At 72.2% G+C, this 14,550-nt stretch carries 11 protein-coding genes; 2 read left to right on the plus strand and 9 right to left on the minus strand.

Going from position 1 to position 14,550, the window contains the following annotated elements; genetic code table 11:
• Positions 1–12 precede the first annotated feature (12 nt).
• Together NITAL_RS16165 and NITAL_RS16170 are read right to left on the minus strand one after the other, a co-directional pair.
• Entirely contained in the window at positions 13–870 is an 858-nt protein-coding gene (locus NITAL_RS16165; protein ID WP_052667258.1) for an ABC transporter permease, read from the minus strand.
• Positions 867–1,886 (minus strand): ATP-binding cassette domain-containing protein, encoded by a 1,020-nt coding sequence (locus NITAL_RS16170; RefSeq protein WP_052667259.1) that lies wholly within the window; start codon positions 1,884–1,886, stop codon positions 867–869. Before NITAL_RS16170 ends, NITAL_RS16165 begins: the two co-directional genes overlap by 4 nt.
• 517 nt (positions 1,887–2,403) lie before the next feature.
• On the opposite strand from NITAL_RS16170, the gene moeB reads away from it, so the two are divergent.
• On the plus strand, positions 2,404–3,591 hold the full coding sequence (moeB, locus tag NITAL_RS16175; protein WP_169786866.1) for a molybdopterin-synthase adenylyltransferase MoeB: 1,188 nt from the start codon (positions 2,404–2,406) through the stop codon (positions 3,589–3,591).
• A 22-nt stretch (positions 3,592–3,613) separates the two neighbouring features.
• Here moeB and NITAL_RS16180 read toward each other — a convergent pair whose 3' ends face one another.
• The 5 genes from NITAL_RS16180 to NITAL_RS16200 form a co-directional block, all read right to left on the minus strand.
• Positions 3,614–4,696, minus strand: a complete 1,083-nt coding sequence (locus tag NITAL_RS16180) for an AI-2E family transporter (protein WP_052667260.1) — start codon at positions 4,694–4,696, stop codon at positions 3,614–3,616.
• A gap of 84 nt (positions 4,697–4,780) precedes the next feature.
• Positions 4,781–5,800 (minus strand): ABC transporter ATP-binding protein, encoded by a 1,020-nt coding sequence (locus tag NITAL_RS16185; RefSeq protein WP_052667261.1) that lies wholly within the window; start codon positions 5,798–5,800, stop codon positions 4,781–4,783.
• On the minus strand, positions 5,800–7,476 hold the full coding sequence (locus NITAL_RS16190) for an ABC transporter permease (RefSeq protein WP_211262457.1): 1,677 nt from the start codon (positions 7,474–7,476) through the stop codon (positions 5,800–5,802). The genes NITAL_RS16185 and NITAL_RS16190 overlap by 1 nt, the downstream gene beginning before the upstream one ends.
• Positions 7,476–8,636, minus strand: coding sequence for a thiamine ABC transporter substrate-binding protein (locus tag NITAL_RS16195; RefSeq protein ID WP_052667262.1), 1,161 nt, complete (start codon positions 8,634–8,636; stop codon positions 7,476–7,478). The genes NITAL_RS16190 and NITAL_RS16195 overlap by 1 nt, the downstream gene beginning before the upstream one ends.
• Positions 8,633–9,325 carry a thiamine diphosphokinase gene (locus tag NITAL_RS16200; RefSeq protein WP_052667263.1) on the minus strand — a complete coding sequence of 231 codons (693 nt, stop codon included), beginning with the start codon at positions 9,323–9,325 and terminating at the stop codon, positions 8,633–8,635. The genes NITAL_RS16195 and NITAL_RS16200 overlap by 4 nt, the downstream gene beginning before the upstream one ends.
• A gap of 266 nt (positions 9,326–9,591) precedes the next feature.
• Between NITAL_RS16200 and NITAL_RS27395 the strand changes: the two genes are divergently transcribed.
• The gene (locus NITAL_RS27395; protein WP_052667264.1) at positions 9,592–12,192 is read left to right on the plus strand and encodes an ATP-binding protein; all 2,601 of its coding nucleotides are present in this window, start codon (positions 9,592–9,594) and stop codon (positions 12,190–12,192) included.
• 59 nt (positions 12,193–12,251) lie between these two features.
• On the opposite strand, the gene NITAL_RS16210 is transcribed toward NITAL_RS27395, so the two are convergent.
• Both NITAL_RS16210 and NITAL_RS16215 read right to left on the minus strand, forming a co-directional pair.
• Positions 12,252–12,821: an OsmC family protein gene (locus NITAL_RS16210; protein ID WP_052667265.1), complete on the minus strand. Its 570-nt coding sequence runs from the start codon at positions 12,819–12,821 to the stop codon at positions 12,252–12,254.
• A 202-nt stretch (positions 12,822–13,023) separates the two neighbouring features.
• The gene (locus NITAL_RS16215) at positions 13,024–14,427 is read right to left on the minus strand and encodes a multicopper oxidase domain-containing protein (RefSeq protein WP_052667266.1); all 1,404 of its coding nucleotides are present in this window, start codon (positions 14,425–14,427) and stop codon (positions 13,024–13,026) included.
• Positions 14,428–14,550: the final 123 nt, after the last annotated feature.

The following is a 14,550-nucleotide window of genomic DNA, read 5'->3' on the forward strand; positions in this document are numbered from 1 at the left end:
CGCGACGGACGTTCAGGCCTCCCGGCGGTAGGCCCGCATGGTCAGCGGTCCGAACACGGCGACCAGCCCGGCGCTGATGGCCAGCACCAGCGCGACGTCGCCGCCGGCCGGCTGGCCGTGCATCAGGTTGCGGACGGCCGTCGTCAGGATCGAGATCGGGTTGACCTTCACGAAGCCCTGCAGCCAGCCCGGCAGGCTCTCGACGGGGACGAACACGTTGCTGAGGAAGGTCAGGGGGAACATCACCATGTTGCCCGTCGTGAAGACCGCGTTCTCGGAGCGCATCACGATGCCCACCAGGGTCCACAGCCACGACAGGCTGAAGGAGAACACCAGCAGCAGCGCCAGCGCCCCGAACACACCCGGCACCCCGGCGCCGGCCCGGAACCCGAGGATCAGCCCGAGGCCCAGGATGACCGCCGTCGCCAGCGCGTAGCGCACCGCGTCGGCGAGCAACGGTCCGACGAGGGTCGCCGGCCGCCAGATCGGCAGCGATCGGAAGCGGTCGTGGACGCCCTTGTGCAGGTCGGTGTTGAGGGTGTGGCCGGTGTACATGCTGATCCAGGTGATCTGCATGACCACGATGCCGGGCAGCACGTCCTGCATGTAGTCGGCGGTGGAACCCGCGACGGCGCCGCCGAACAGGTAGGTGAACATCAGCAGCATCATGACCGGGAAGACGGTCACGTCCATGAGCTGCTCGGGGACGTGCTTGATCTTCAGCAGCGCCCGCCACGTGAAGGTCAGCGAGGTCGCCAGGCGCGACGGCTCGGCCGGCCGCTCGCTGATCGGCAGGGTGGCAGCCACGATGCGCTCGAGGTCGCTGGCCGCCTGTCGGTCGGTGGTGGTGTGGGCCGCGGCGGTCGTCATCGGGCGTCCTCCGTCTCGGTGGTCGGTTCGGCGGGTCGGCCGGTCAGCGCGAGGAACACCTCGTCGAGGCTCGGCTGACCGAGCGCGAACTCGGTGGTGGCCACGCCCGCGTCCGCCAGTCGGGTCAGCGCGTGGGCGACCCGGCTCGGGTCGGTGACCCGCGCGGCGAGGGCGACCGGGTCGGCCTCACGCTGCACCGGCACGCCGAGCGCGTCGGCCAGGAGCCCCTCGGCGGCCGGCCGCTGGTCCGCGTCGCGGAGCCTGACGTGCAGGGCCCCACCGCCGACGGACGCCTTGAGATCGCCGCTGGTGCCCTCGGCGATCACGCGGCCGTGGTCGATGACCGCGATCCGGTCGGCGAGCTTGTCCGCTTCGTCGAGGTACTGGGTGGTCAGCAGCACGGTCGTGCCGCCGGTGACCAGCGCCCGCACGATGTCCCAGACCTGCCCGCGGCTGCGCGGGTCGAGGCCGGTCGTGGGCTCGTCGAGGAAGAGCAGGTCGGGGGTGACCACGATCGAAGCGGCGATGTCGAGGCGCCGCCGCATGCCCCCGGAGTACTTCTTGACCTGCCGGCCGGCCGCGTCGGCCAGATCGAAGGCGTCGAGGAGCTGTCGGGCGCGGTCGGTCGCGGCGTCACGTCGGAAGCCGAGCAGCCTGGCGACGAGCACGAGGTTCTCCAGGCCGGTCAGGTCCTCGTCCACCGAGGCGAACTGACCCGTCAGGCTCACGCGGCGGCGGACCTCGGTGCCGTCACGTCGGACGTCGGCTCCGAAGATGCGGGCCTCGCCGGCGGTCGGGGCGAGGAGCGTGGCCAGCATGCGCAGGGTCGTGGTCTTCCCGGCACCGTTGGGGCCGAGGAAGCCGTACACGCCGCCGGCGGGGATGGTGAGGTCGACCCCGTCGACCGCCCGGACGTCACCGAAGGTGCGCACGAGGCCCGCCGTCTCGACGGCCAGCTCGGTCGTGGTGGGTGTCGGTGTGGGGGAGGTTCGCGGTGGGGCGCTGGGTGACTGCATCGGGAGCTCCTGTGGGGAGAGTGGTCCGCCGTCGAGGCTTGTGACGGTCCGCGCCACCTGGACTCATCGGTCCGGGGTGCCGGCGGTGGCCGCGGCGGAACACCAGGAACGTAGAAGTTGAAGCTCACTTGATGTCAAGCCCTCGAGCCGGAGCCGTGACGCGCGTGGGGTTGGCACGGTCGGGCGTCGGCCCGGTGCGTCGGTGTCGCACCACCGCTGTTCGGCCTCGTCGGCGTGGACGGCCGGATCGAACCCGCCGAACACCTCCAGCGCGCCCAGCGGACACCGCTCGGTTGCAGTCACCGTGACTGCATCTGCGCGAAGGGCCGTCCCGGCCGGCGTCGCAGCCCTCGGTTGGGTCGGGCCCGTCAGCCGCGGAGGATGCACGGACGAGCTGCGCGCGCAGCGAACAGGGGGTTCGCACGGTAAACCCGACCTTGGAAGCCGCGGCCCTGAAGCCGCGTTGGACACTTCGACGCCCGGATGCGTCCGTCGCCCCCACGCCCCAGGAGCCCTCGTGGTCCCGCCCCTGCCACCCGTCGTCGATCGGCGCGCGCCGCTGACCCACGACGAGATCGCGCGCTACAGCCGTCACCTGATCATCCCGGACGTCGGGATGCCGGGTCAGGAGCGGCTCAAGGCCGCCAAGGTGCTGCTCGTGGGCACCGGCGGCCTCGGTTCGCCGTTGGCGCTCTACCTCGCCGCGGCCGGCGTCGGCACCATCGGCCTGGTCGACGACGACGTGGTGGACGCCTCCAACCTGCAGCGCCAGATCATCCACGGCACCTCCGACATCGGCAGCCACAAGGTCGACTCCGCGCGCCGTTCGATCCTCGAGATCAACCCCTTCGTCGAGGTGGTCGAGCACCGCACCTACCTGACCTCCGAGAACGCGCTGGAGGTCCTGCGCGGCTACGACCTGGTGATCGACGGGACCGACAACTTCCCGACCCGCTACCTGGTCAACGACGCCTGCGTGCTCCTCGGCATCCCGAACGTGTACGGGTCGATCTTCCGCTTCGAGGGCCAGCTGAGCGTCTTCTGGGGCGCGCAGGGTCCCTGCTACCGCTGCATGTTCCCCGAACCGCCGCCGCCGGGGATGGTCCCCAACTGCGCCGAGGGCGGCGTCCTCGGGATCATGGCCGGCCACATCGGGACCGCGCAGGGCATCGAGGCCATCAAGCTGATCGCCGGCATCGGCGAGCCGATGGTCGGACGCCTCGGGCTGTACGACGCGCTCGAGCAGCGCTGGACCTACGTGAAGGTCAACAAGGATCCGGCGTGCCCGGTGTGCGGCTCCGAGCCGACCATCACCGAGCTGATCGACTACGAGGACTTCTGCGGCATGCCGGCCCACGACCGGGGCGAGGCCACCGACGTGCTCGACCTCGCCGACCTCGAGATCCTGCCGACCGAGTACGCCGAGATCGCCGAGAAGCCGGACGTGGTGCTGCTCGACGTGCGTGAGCCCCACGAGTTCGAGATCAACCGCATCCCGGGCGCGATCCTGATCCCGAAGGACGACCTGCCGTCGAAGCTGGCCGAGCTCGATCCCACCAGCGAGTACGTCGTGCACTGCAAGGGCGGGGTCCGGTCGCTCGAGTCGACCCAGCTGCTGCGTGGGGCCGGGTTCCGCGCCCGCTCGATGCGCGGCGGCATCGACCTGTACGCCCGCCAGGTCGACGACTCGATCCCGATCTACTGAGGGCGAGCCGCCAGCGCCCGATCTAGCCCGCCCCCGCGTCCGCTGTGGCCTCGTCGCGGTCCCGGAGCAGGTCGACGACCCGCGCCGTGATGGCCGCGGCCGGGACGGCGAGGAACGCGCCGAGGATGCCGAAGACGGACGCGGCGGCCGCGATGCTGGTCAGCACCACCAGCGGGTGCAGCCGGATGCTCCTGCCGAGGATGTAGGGCTCGAGCACGTTGCTCTCGAGCTGCTGGACCGCCAGGACGATCCCGGCGACGATCAGCCCCGTGGTCAGCCCGCCGTCGGCGAGGGCGACGAGCACGGCCAGCGCGCCGGTCACGACGGCACCGACGATGGGGAACAGCCCCCCGAACAGCACCAGGATGGCGAGGGGCAGGGCCAGCGGGACCCCGAGGATCACGAGGCCGACGCCGATGAAGAACGCGTCGACGGCCGCCACCAGCAGCTGCCCGCGTAGGTAGCCGGACAGCGTGTCCCACGACCGGTCCAGGGCCTCGCCGACCACCGGCCGCCGTGCCCGGGGGAACGTGGTCACGATGGCGTCGCGCAGGCGCCGACCGTCCTTGAGGTAGAAGAACAGCACGACGAACATCAGCAGCAGGCCGACGACGAACTCGACGGCGAACACCGCTGCGGTCGCGGCCTGCGGCGCGAGGTCGCCCGCTTCCCCGAGCTGTTCCTGGACGAGGTCGGCCACGTCGGCGAACCCCTCCACGCCGATACCGAGCGGATCGTCCTCCAGGAACCCCTCGATCTGGCCGACGCCTTCGGCCGCGGACTCCAGCAGCTCGGGCAGCTGGGCGATCACGAGGGCGATGGCTCCCGCCAGCACCCCGAAGAAGACGACGAGACCGAGCAGCAGGGTCAGCAGGGCCGACAGTCCCGGGGAGACACCTCGGCGGCACAACCGGTCCGCGATCGGTGCGAGCAACGTCGCGGGGAACAGCGCGAGCACCGTGGGGATGAGCACGATCGCGATGGCGGAGGCCACGTACCCGAGGGCGAGGACCACCGCGGCGATCCCGAGCAGCGCCCACGCCGTCCGGCCGATCGTCCACAGCCGGGTCGGCTGCGGGGGACCGGTCTGGTCGGCGTCGGTCACAGCAGCTCGGTGATCGGGGACCGTCGAACGTACGAGGTCGCAGGGCCACCGAGCGTGGCTCGCCCCGCCCGCTCGGACGGCGGATCAGGCTCGGCCCGGCAGGACGTGCAGCTCGAGCGGATCGATCTCGAGCCGCACCTGGTCGCCCACCCTGGGGCCTCTGGTGCCGCGGACGGGGACCGTGACCTCGAGGCCGGGTGTCGTGGCCACGTGGACGACGTGGTGGTCGCCGGCGAACCGGCGAGCCACGACCTCACCTCGGATCGGGCCGTCGGGGGCGAGCTCGAGCGCACCGGGCAGCAGGAGCACGGTCACCTCGCCGCGGTGCGGGGTCGCGGCGGGCAGGACACCGAGCGAGGTGGTGACCTGGCCGTCCTCGGCCACGCCGGGGAGGAGCTGGTGTTGACCGAGGAAGCGGGCGACGCCCGCGTCGGCGGGTGCTCGCCAGAGCTCGTCAGGGGTGCCGATCTGCACCAGCCGACCGCGCCGGAGGACCGCCACGCGATCGGCCAGCGTCAGCGCCTCGTCCTGATCGTGGGTGACGTGGACGACCGTCGCCCCGGACTCGGCGAACACGCGGGGCAGTTCGACCAGCAGCCGGTCGCGCAGGGCCCGGTCCAGCGAGCCGAGCGGTTCGTCGAGCATCAGCAGCCGGGGCCGGGGCGCGAGGGCCCGCGCGAGCGCCACGCGTTGGGCCTCGCCTCCCGACAGTTCGGTGACGCGGCGCTCGCCGAACCCTGCGAGGTCGACCGTCGCGAGCACCTCCTCGACCCGGCGTCGGACCTCCTCGGACGACCACCCGCGCATGCGGGGTCCGAACGCGACGTTGTCGGCGACCGAGCGGTGCGGGAAGAGCGCGTGGTCCTGGAAGGCCAGGCCGATCTCGCGTTGGTCGGGACGTCGGCCGTCGAGGTCCTGCCCGTCGAGCCGGATGGTCCCGGACGTCGGGGGCTCGAGGCCGGCGACGGCCCGCAGCAACGTCGACTTGCCGCAGCCGGACGGACCGAGGACGACGAGCACCTCACCCGGTGCCGTGTGCAACGTCACGTCGTCCACGGCGACGGTGTCGCCGTAGCGGACGGTCAGGCCCTCGATCGCCAGCATCAGAAGCGTCCGACCTCGCCGACCCGGACGCGGTCGATGATCAGCAGGGCGGTGGCGGTCACCGCGAGGAGGATGGTCGACAGGGCCATCGCCTGTCCGAAGTTGGCCGCACCCGGACGGCCGAGGGCGCGGAAGATCGCGACCGGGACGGTCGGCATCTCGGCCCGGGCGACGAAGACGGTCGCGCCGAACTCGCCGACCGCGATGGCGAACGCGAAACCGGTGGCGACCAGGGCGGTGCGGGCCACGATCGGCAGGTCGATCTCGCGCCAGATGCGTCGAGGTGGCGCGCCCAGGGTCGCGGCGGCGTCCCGGAGCCGCCCGTCGATCGCCTCGATGGCGGGCACCAGGCTGCGCACCACGAAGGGCGTGGCGATCAGCGCCTGCGCGATCGGCACCAGGAGCGGGCTGCCGCGCAGGTCGAGGGGCGGCCGATCCAGACTGATCAGGAAGCCGAACCCGACGGTGACCGCCGACGTCCCGAGCGGGAGCATCAGCCCCCGGTCCACGAGCCGGGTCAGCCGGCCCCGTCGGCCCGTCACGGCGATGGCGGTGCAGGTGCCGACGGCCACCGCGATGAGCGCCGCCGCCACCGCGAACAGCAACGAGTTGCGGACCGCCGTGAGCGGGGCGACGGCCAGGACCGTGCCCCGGGTCTGGGTCGCGAGCCCGGTGAAGTGGCCGAGCCCGTAGCCGTCCCCGACCGCGAACGCCCGCTCGATCAGCACGGCCGGCGGCGTCACCAGCAGCACGGCGATGACCGCGAGGTTGCCCCGCAGGAACCAGCGTTCACCGCGGCTGGCGGGCCGTCGGAGCACCTCCTCGGACGGCCGGGGCGTGCGGGCGATCGGGCGGCGTTGCAGGCGCCCGTAGACCACCAGCGCGGCGGTGACGGCAGCGAGTTGGAGGAGGGCGAGCACGCTGGCCAGCGGCAGGTTCAGCAGCTGGACCGTGGCACGGTGGATCTCGACCTCGATGGTGGCGAGGCCGGGCCCGCCGAGCAGGAGGATGACCCCGAACGAGGTGAAGGTGAACAGGAACACGATCGCGGCCGAGGCCGCGATGGCTGGCCGGAGCAGGGGGAGCGCGACCTCACGGACGGCACGCAGCCGCGAGGCCCCGAGGCTGCGTGCCGCGTCCTCGAGGCGGGGGTCGAGGTTGGCCCAGGCGCCACCGACGGTGCGGACCACAACGGCGTAGTTGAAGAAGGCGTGGGCGATCAGGATGGCGACCACCGTGCGGCGCAGATCGAGCGTCGGCGCGGCGTCGCCCAGCACCGCCGTCATCATCCCGTTCAACGGCGACCGCGGCCCGAGCAGCGCCAGGAAGGCGCTGCCGACGACCACCGTCGGCAGCACGAACGGGACCAGCACGAGGGCCGACACCGTCCGTCGCCCTCGGAACGCCATCCGCGACAGCGCGTAGGCGCCGGGCAGCCCGAGCACCAGGGTCAACGCGGTCGAGGCGGCGGCCTGCCAGAGGGTGAACCAGGCGACCCGGCCGACGGCGGGGTCGGTGAGGACCCCCGCCACGGCCGCGAGGTCGAAGCTGCCCTCCGGCGCCAACCCGCGCAGGACGATCGCGCTGACCGGTCGGACGAAGAACGCGGTGAGGAACAGCGCCGGCAGCGCCAGCAGCAGCAGCTGCCGGCGACGCGACAGGCGCTGCTCACCCATCAACGCAGGACCGTGTCGGTCCACTCCTCGATCCACGTCTCGCGCTCACCGCCGATGGTCAGCGGATCGACCGCGTACGGCTCCTCGGCGAGCTGGGCGTGCTCGGCGAAGACGTCCGGCAGCTGCGCGTCCTCGACGACCGGGTAGACGAACATGGTCAGCGGCACGTCCTCCTGGAACTCGCGGCTGAGCATGAAGTCGACCAGCTGGCGGGCCTCGGCCTCGTGCTCGGTGCCCTGCAGGATCCCGACGTACTCGATCTGGCGGACGCAGGAGGCCTGGACCACACCCGTCGGTGGGGTGTCGGTCGGCGGGTCGGCGAAGACGACCTCGGCGGCCGGCGAGGACGCGTACGACACCACGATCGGCCGGTCACCACCCTGACCGCTGCCCGAGAACTCGTCGTAGTAGGCGGTGGACCAGCCATCGGTGATCAGGACGTCGTTGTCGCGGAGTGCCTCCCAGTACGGCAACCACCCCTCGTCGCCGTACTCCTGGACGGTCGCCAGCACGAACGCGAGGCCGGGGGAGGAGGTCGCCGGGTTCATCGCGACGGTGAGGCCCGCGTACGCCGGGTCGATGAGGTCGTCGAGGGACGCGGGGACGTCGAGGTCGGTGTCCTCCTCGAAGTAGGCCACGTCGTAGTTGAGGCAGACGTCGCCGGCGTCGACCGGGGTGACCCGGTCGTCGCCGGGCAGGAACTCGGCCGGGACACGGTCGAGCTCCGGGGAGGCGTACGGCAGGAAGATGTCCTCGTCGAGCGCGCGCGACAGGAACGTGGTGTCGACGCCGAAGAGCAGGTCGCCCTGGGGGTTGTCCCGGGTGAGGATCGCCTGGTTGAGGGCCTCGCCGGCGTCGCCCGAAGGCACCAGCTCGACGTCGATGCCGGTGTCCTCGGTGAAGCCAGCGAGGACCTCGTCGGACACGTCGAACGAATCGTGGGTCAGCAGCCGGATCGTGACCGGCTCGGCGGTCGCCTCCGGATCGTCGGCGTCGACCTCCCCGTCCTCGACCACGGGTGGGTCGTCGGCCGGGGCGTCCTCGTCGGGGTCCACCCCACAGGCGGCGAGGAGGCTGACGGTCGCCAGGAGGCTGACGACACGCCTCGCGCGGGGGCGCAGGCGGTGATCGGTGCGGTGGTGCGTGCGGTACGGGGTCACGACGGGAGCTCCGTGTGGGTGAGGGGGCGGACCGCGAGCAGGACGCCCGCGGCCAGGGTGACGGTGGCGTGTGGTGCGGCGAACCGGTTGCTGACGCCGCGGGAGGTCCCGGGCGGCAGGTCCTCGCCGTCGAGGGGGAAGACCAGACCCGAGGTGCGGACCTCGCGCGCCGGCCCGTGCGCGGGGAGCAGGCTGATGAGCGCCCCGACGGGGCCGGCCAGCTCGGCGGTGCGTCCCGGCCGGAGCACGTCGGTGCGCGCGGCCGCGGACCACGAACGCACCTGGCAACCGGCGTAGTCGTCGGCGGCGAGCAGGAGCCAGTTGGCCAGCAGGTGGTCGGCGCGTCCGCCGGCGCCGCCGACGACGGTGATGCGCTGCACGCCCGCGCCGACGGCGGCGTCCAGGGCGAGCGCGAGGTCGGTGCGGTCCTTGGCGACCGGGTGACGCTCGACGACCGTGCCGTCCGCCTCCGCGGCAGCCAGCAGGTCCGGATCGACCGAGTCGAAGTCGCCGACCACGAGGTCGGTGCGCAGCCCGAGCGGGCCGGCCAGGCGCAGCCCACCGTCGGCCGCGATGACGACGGCTCGGGTCGGTAGCTGCCCGACGGTCGCCGCGTCGACCGGGTCGCCGTCGGCGAGCACGATGGCATCGGCCGGTGTCCGCGGCGACGGCGGGGACGGCGGGGTCACGCGAGCACCTCCCTCCGCTGGCGTTATCCAGCTCAGGTTCCACGGGTCGGTGACGCCGACGTCCGCGGCCCGGGGGCACGCGCGTTGCCGGTGGTCACCCTCTCAGCCCGACTGCCTCGAGCTCCCCGGGTGTCGTACGCCCCCCAGCCTACATCGCCGGACATCGGCCCTCCTGCAGGGCGTCAGGGCACCGCGATCCTCGAACGCTCGCCTCGGCCGCCGGCTGCGGGCATGCTCACCGCGACCGATCGAACCGCGAGGCTGCCGTGTCCGACGAGCTTCTGGAGCGAGCTGCGCAGCTCGAGCTCCTGCGCGGCGCGACCCGCGACGCGATCGGGGGCCGCGGTGCTGTCGTGCTCGTGGCCGGTGAGGCGGGCATCGGCAAGTCCAGCCTCGTCCGGGCTTGGACCGCCGACCTGGGAGGTGAGGTCGCCGTCCTCGTCGGTGGCTGCGACGACCTGCTGACCAGCCGTACGCTCGGTCCGTTCCACGACATCGCTCGCCGCGTCCCGGGCCCGCTGGCCGCGGCCGTGGCCGAGGCCGACACCGGCGGCGTGTGCGACGCCCTGCTGACGCTGTTCGACAACCCGTTGCGGGCCACGATCCTCGTGCTCGAGGACGTGCACTGGGCCGACGAGGCGACACTGGATGTCGTCCGGTACGTGGGCCGCCGTCTCGAACGCCTGCCGGCCCTGCTGGTGCTCACCTACCGCGAGGACGACGTGGGCGTCGATCACCCGCTCACGGGGGTCATCGGCGTCCTGCCGAGCGGGAGCGTCCGTCGCGTCCGCCTCCACCCGTTGTCACGGGGTGCCGTCGCCACCCTGACCGCCGACACGAGGTTGGACCCGGCCGAGGTGCTGGCGAACACGGGGGGCAACCCCTTCTTCGTGACCGAGGTGCTCCTCGGCGGCACCGATGGGTCGGACAGCGGTGGGACCGGCGTCCCGGACAGCGTGGCGGGCGCGGTGCTGGCCCGCGTCCGCACGCTGCCCGAGGCGACCCGCGAGGCGCTCGGGCTGCTGGCGGTCGTGCCCCGCCCCACGCCGTTGAGCGAGCTCCGTGGCCTTTTGGGCGACCCGACGGTCGTCGCGCCCGCGGAGCGGCGCGGGCTGCTGACGGTCCAGGACGCCGCGATCGGCTTCCGTCACGAGCTCGCCCGGCAGGCCGTGCTCGGCTCGCTGCCGGCCACGACCCGGGTGCGCCACCACGGGACCGTGCTCGACCACCTCCTCGAGACACCTCACGACCGGCTGGCGATCCTCCACCACGCGCTGGAGGCCGGGCGCAGCGATCTGATCGTGGCGCACGGCCCGGCGATCGCGAACGAAGCCTTCCGTGCTGGCGCCCAGCGTCAGGCTGTCGGGCACCAACGACAGGTCCTGCGCTACGCCGCAGCGTTGCCGCCGACCGAGCACGCCCAGCTGCTCGAGGAGCACGCCTGGTCGCTGTACAACCTGCACGACTTCGCCTCCGCGGCCGTGGCCGCCGACGAGGCCGTCACGGTCCGGCGCCAACTCGGAGACGAGGACGACCTCGTCGCTGCACTGCTGGTCCTCGCGCGCATGCGCTACATGCTCAACCACCCCCTGGACGCCGCGCGCACCCTGGACGAGGCGGAAGCGCTGCTCGCGAGCTGCACGCGTGAGGAGACGACGGCCGAGGTCGCGGTCCAGCGCATGTCGCTCGACCACCTGACCGACCGTCACGACGCGGTCCTCGACCGCGCGCGGCACGATCGGGAGCTGCTCGAACGGGTCGGCCGCCCGGACCTGCTCGTCCACGCCGGCCAGTACGTCGGCGCCTCGAAGGTCCTGCGTGGTGACGTTCAGGGCGGCGTGGGCGCGATGCGTGCCGCCCTCCGTCGCGGCCTCGACGTCGGCCTGCTCGAGCCGGTGGCGCGGGCCTACACCAACCTCGTCGAGCTGCTGTTGACCGTCCGCCGCTTCGACGAGATGGACGAGGTCGCCGAGCAGGCGATCTCGTTCTACGACGACCACGATTTCCGCGCCCACCGCTTCAACACGGTGGGGCAGCGCGCACGCCTCGCGCTCTACCGTGGTCGCTGGGACGAGGCGGAGGAGGCGTTGCGTTCTCAGGTGGCGGCCGTGGGGCACGCCGGGGTACTGGGCGCCATCGCGTTGGAATCACTCGCGCTGCTCGCCGTCCGCCGCGGACGCGAGGACGCGGAGCAGCTGCTGGAGCGAGCGTGGGGCATCGCCGTCGACTCGGGGTCCGCGCAGTACATCGTCCCGGTCGCCTGCGCCGGCATCGAGCAGGCGTGGCTGGAGGAGGACCACGACGCGGCGCGACGCTTCATCGATGTGAGCCTCGCCGCCGCTGGCGACACCTTGTTGTCGGCCTGGGTCCGGTGGCGCCTGCCGCTGGTCGGGGAGCAGGCCGACCCGACGGGTGCCATCCTCGATCCGGAACGCCGATCGCTGTCCGGTGACACCGAGGGAGCGGTCCTCGAGTGGCGACGCCTCGGGATGCCCTACGAGGAGGCGCTCGAGCTGGCGCGGTCACGCCGCCCCGAGGACCTGCTGGACGCGCTCGCGATCCTGGACCGTCTCGGTGCCGGGCGGGCGGCGCGGATCGTCCGACGGCAGCTGCGCGACCTCGGGTTGACGCACATCCCCCGTGGGCCCCGGGCCGCGACCCTGAGCAACCCGGCCGGCCTCACGAGCCGCCAGCTCGAGGTGCTGCACCTGGTCGCTGACGGGCTGACGAACCCCGAGATCGCCGAGCGGCTGGTCCTCTCCAACCGCACCGTCGATCACCACGTGTCAGCGGTCCTGCAGAAACTCGGTACCAGCAGCCGCCACGAGGCGGCCGAACTGGGGCGGGAGCTCGGCATGCTCGGCTGATCCCTGATCGGCACGACGCCGCGGCGGATGACCGCCGGGGCGTCGGGCTTCAGGGTCGGTCAGCCGGCGCTCACGTCGACGGTGACGGGGATGCCGTTGGTCATCACGTCGTAGACCGCGGAGCGCTGGCGCGACTGCTCCACGATCTCCTCGAGGACCGCGGCGGGTGCGTCCCCCTGGATGTCGAAGTGCACCCGCACCTGCTGGTAGCCGTTGCGGGTCCCGGGGTCGAAGCCGAAGATCCCGTTGAGGTCGATGTCGCCCTCGATGGTGGACTCGACCGAGTAGAGGTCGACACCGCGTGCGGAGGCGATGTTGCCGATGCCCGCCGTCAGGCAGGAGGTCAACCCGACGAGGAGGTACTCGACCGGGACGGTGCCGTGGTCGCCCCCGACGAGGACCTCGGGGTGGTCGGCGTCGTGGACGAAGGTCTTGACGTGCTGGCGTTCCTCACCCGCTCCGTAGAACCCGGAGATGGTGGTCTGGCTGTGGGTCCCGCTCACCCACCGGTTGGTGGCGCGGAACTGGAACTTCGCCGCCTCGGGTGCCCCCTTGACGACATCGAGGGTGGCGAACAGCGTGGGGACGTCGACGCCGTTGCGGGCGACGGGTTCGGTGGCGGTGCTCATCGGATGGTCCTCTCGGTGGAGCGTCGCCGGGACGGTGACGCGGTGAGGACACCGTCGCTCGCGACGCTCCGGGCATCGTCGGTGGGCAACACCTAGGTCCGGCGGTCCGACCACCTACGCCGGACACGCCGATCGGCCCCACCGAGTACGGCGGGGCCGATCGGACGATCCGGTGGCGAGGCGGCGTGCACCCCGCCGCGGCTCACTCCTCGACGATGACGGCGGTGACCATGCCGTACATGCCGTCGTCGGTCTCGGCGTGGGTCAGGATGTGGCAGTGGAACACCCAGGCGCCGACCTCCTCGGCCGTGAACATCACGGTGTAGCGCTCACCCGGGGCCACGTTGACCGTGTCCGCCCAGTAGGGCTGGTCGAGCGGGAACCCGTCCTTGGCGACCACCAGCTGCGGGAAGCCGTGCAGGTGCATCGGGTGGATCTGCAGGCCCTCGTTGTAGTAGTGCATCAGGATGTTGTCGCCCTTCTTGGCGACGATGGGTGCGGTCGCCGGGAAGGACTTGCCGTTGAGGCTCATGCCGATCGTCCCGGCGTCGTTCATGACCATCGGGAACTCCTGGCTGATGGTCATGTCGTCGGGCAGCGTCCGGCCACCGATGACGGAGCCGGCCTCGGGCAGCGGGACGTCGCCGATCAGGACCGCACCCCACATGCCGTTGGGGATCTTGAACTGCGAGTGGTGGTGGGGGTGGTACATCGACACGTACGACTCGGTGGCGGTGAAGCGGTAGGTGAAGCTCTCGTTCGGGGCGATCAGCTCCTGGGTGAGGGGAGCCACGCCGTCGAACTCGTTGTCGATCTTCACCCCGTGCCAGTGGACGTCGGTACCGAGCGGCAGCTCGTTGTGCACCACGACCTCGACCTTGTCGCCGATGTCGGCGCGGATGACCGGACCCGGGACGGTGCCGTTGTAGGTCCAGGCCTCGACGAAGTTGCCCGGCTCGACCTCCCACTCGACGATCTGGGCGGTCAGCTCGAAGCGCTTGGTGCCGTCCTCGAGGATGGTGGGCTCCAGCAGCTGGTTGCCGATGCCCTCGGTGGCGGCCGGGTACTCGGCGATGCTGTCGTGCATGACCTGGTCGTAGGCGGCCCAGTCGGTGTCGGGACCGTGGCTGCCGTGACCGCTGTGGTCGCTCATCGGGGCTGCGGCCACCGTGCCCGCATCGCCCTCGGTGATCGTGAGGGTGGCCTTCATGCCGCCGGCCTCGTGACCCGCGACGGTGCAGTGCACGGTGTAGGTGCCGGGTGCGAGGCCGGCGAGGCTCAGGCTCTCGGACTCGCCGTTGTTCAGCATGGCGGTCCCGATCCCCTCGTCGACCACCGCGAGGTCGTGGGGGATGTTGCCCACGTTGACCACCTCGAGGGTGCCGCCGGCAGGGATGGTGATGTCGGCCGGGGCGATGGCGAACTCGCTGAGCTCGACGGCGACGCTGGTCGGCGCCACGGCCTCCGCGGGCGCGACGGTCGCCGGCCCTCCACTGTCGCGCGCGACCGACGTGATCAGTGCGCCGGCCGAGAGCACCAGCGCGACCGCGGCCAGCACCGCCGTCGCGATCGATCCCATCGTGCGCGCTTCCGCGAGTTCGTCCACGTGTCCGTCTCCTCATCGAGTCGGGCGAGGTCGCCCGGGTTCACCGGTGCGTCACCGGCCGTCGAGGAGAAGGTCGACGATGGCGGGGCTGGCGGCGAGGGCGGCCCGGCCCCCATCCGTGGG

Source organism: Nitriliruptor alkaliphilus DSM 45188 (assembly GCF_000969705.1).
Classification (GTDB): Bacteria; Actinomycetota; Nitriliruptoria; order Nitriliruptorales; family Nitriliruptoraceae; genus Nitriliruptor; species Nitriliruptor alkaliphilus.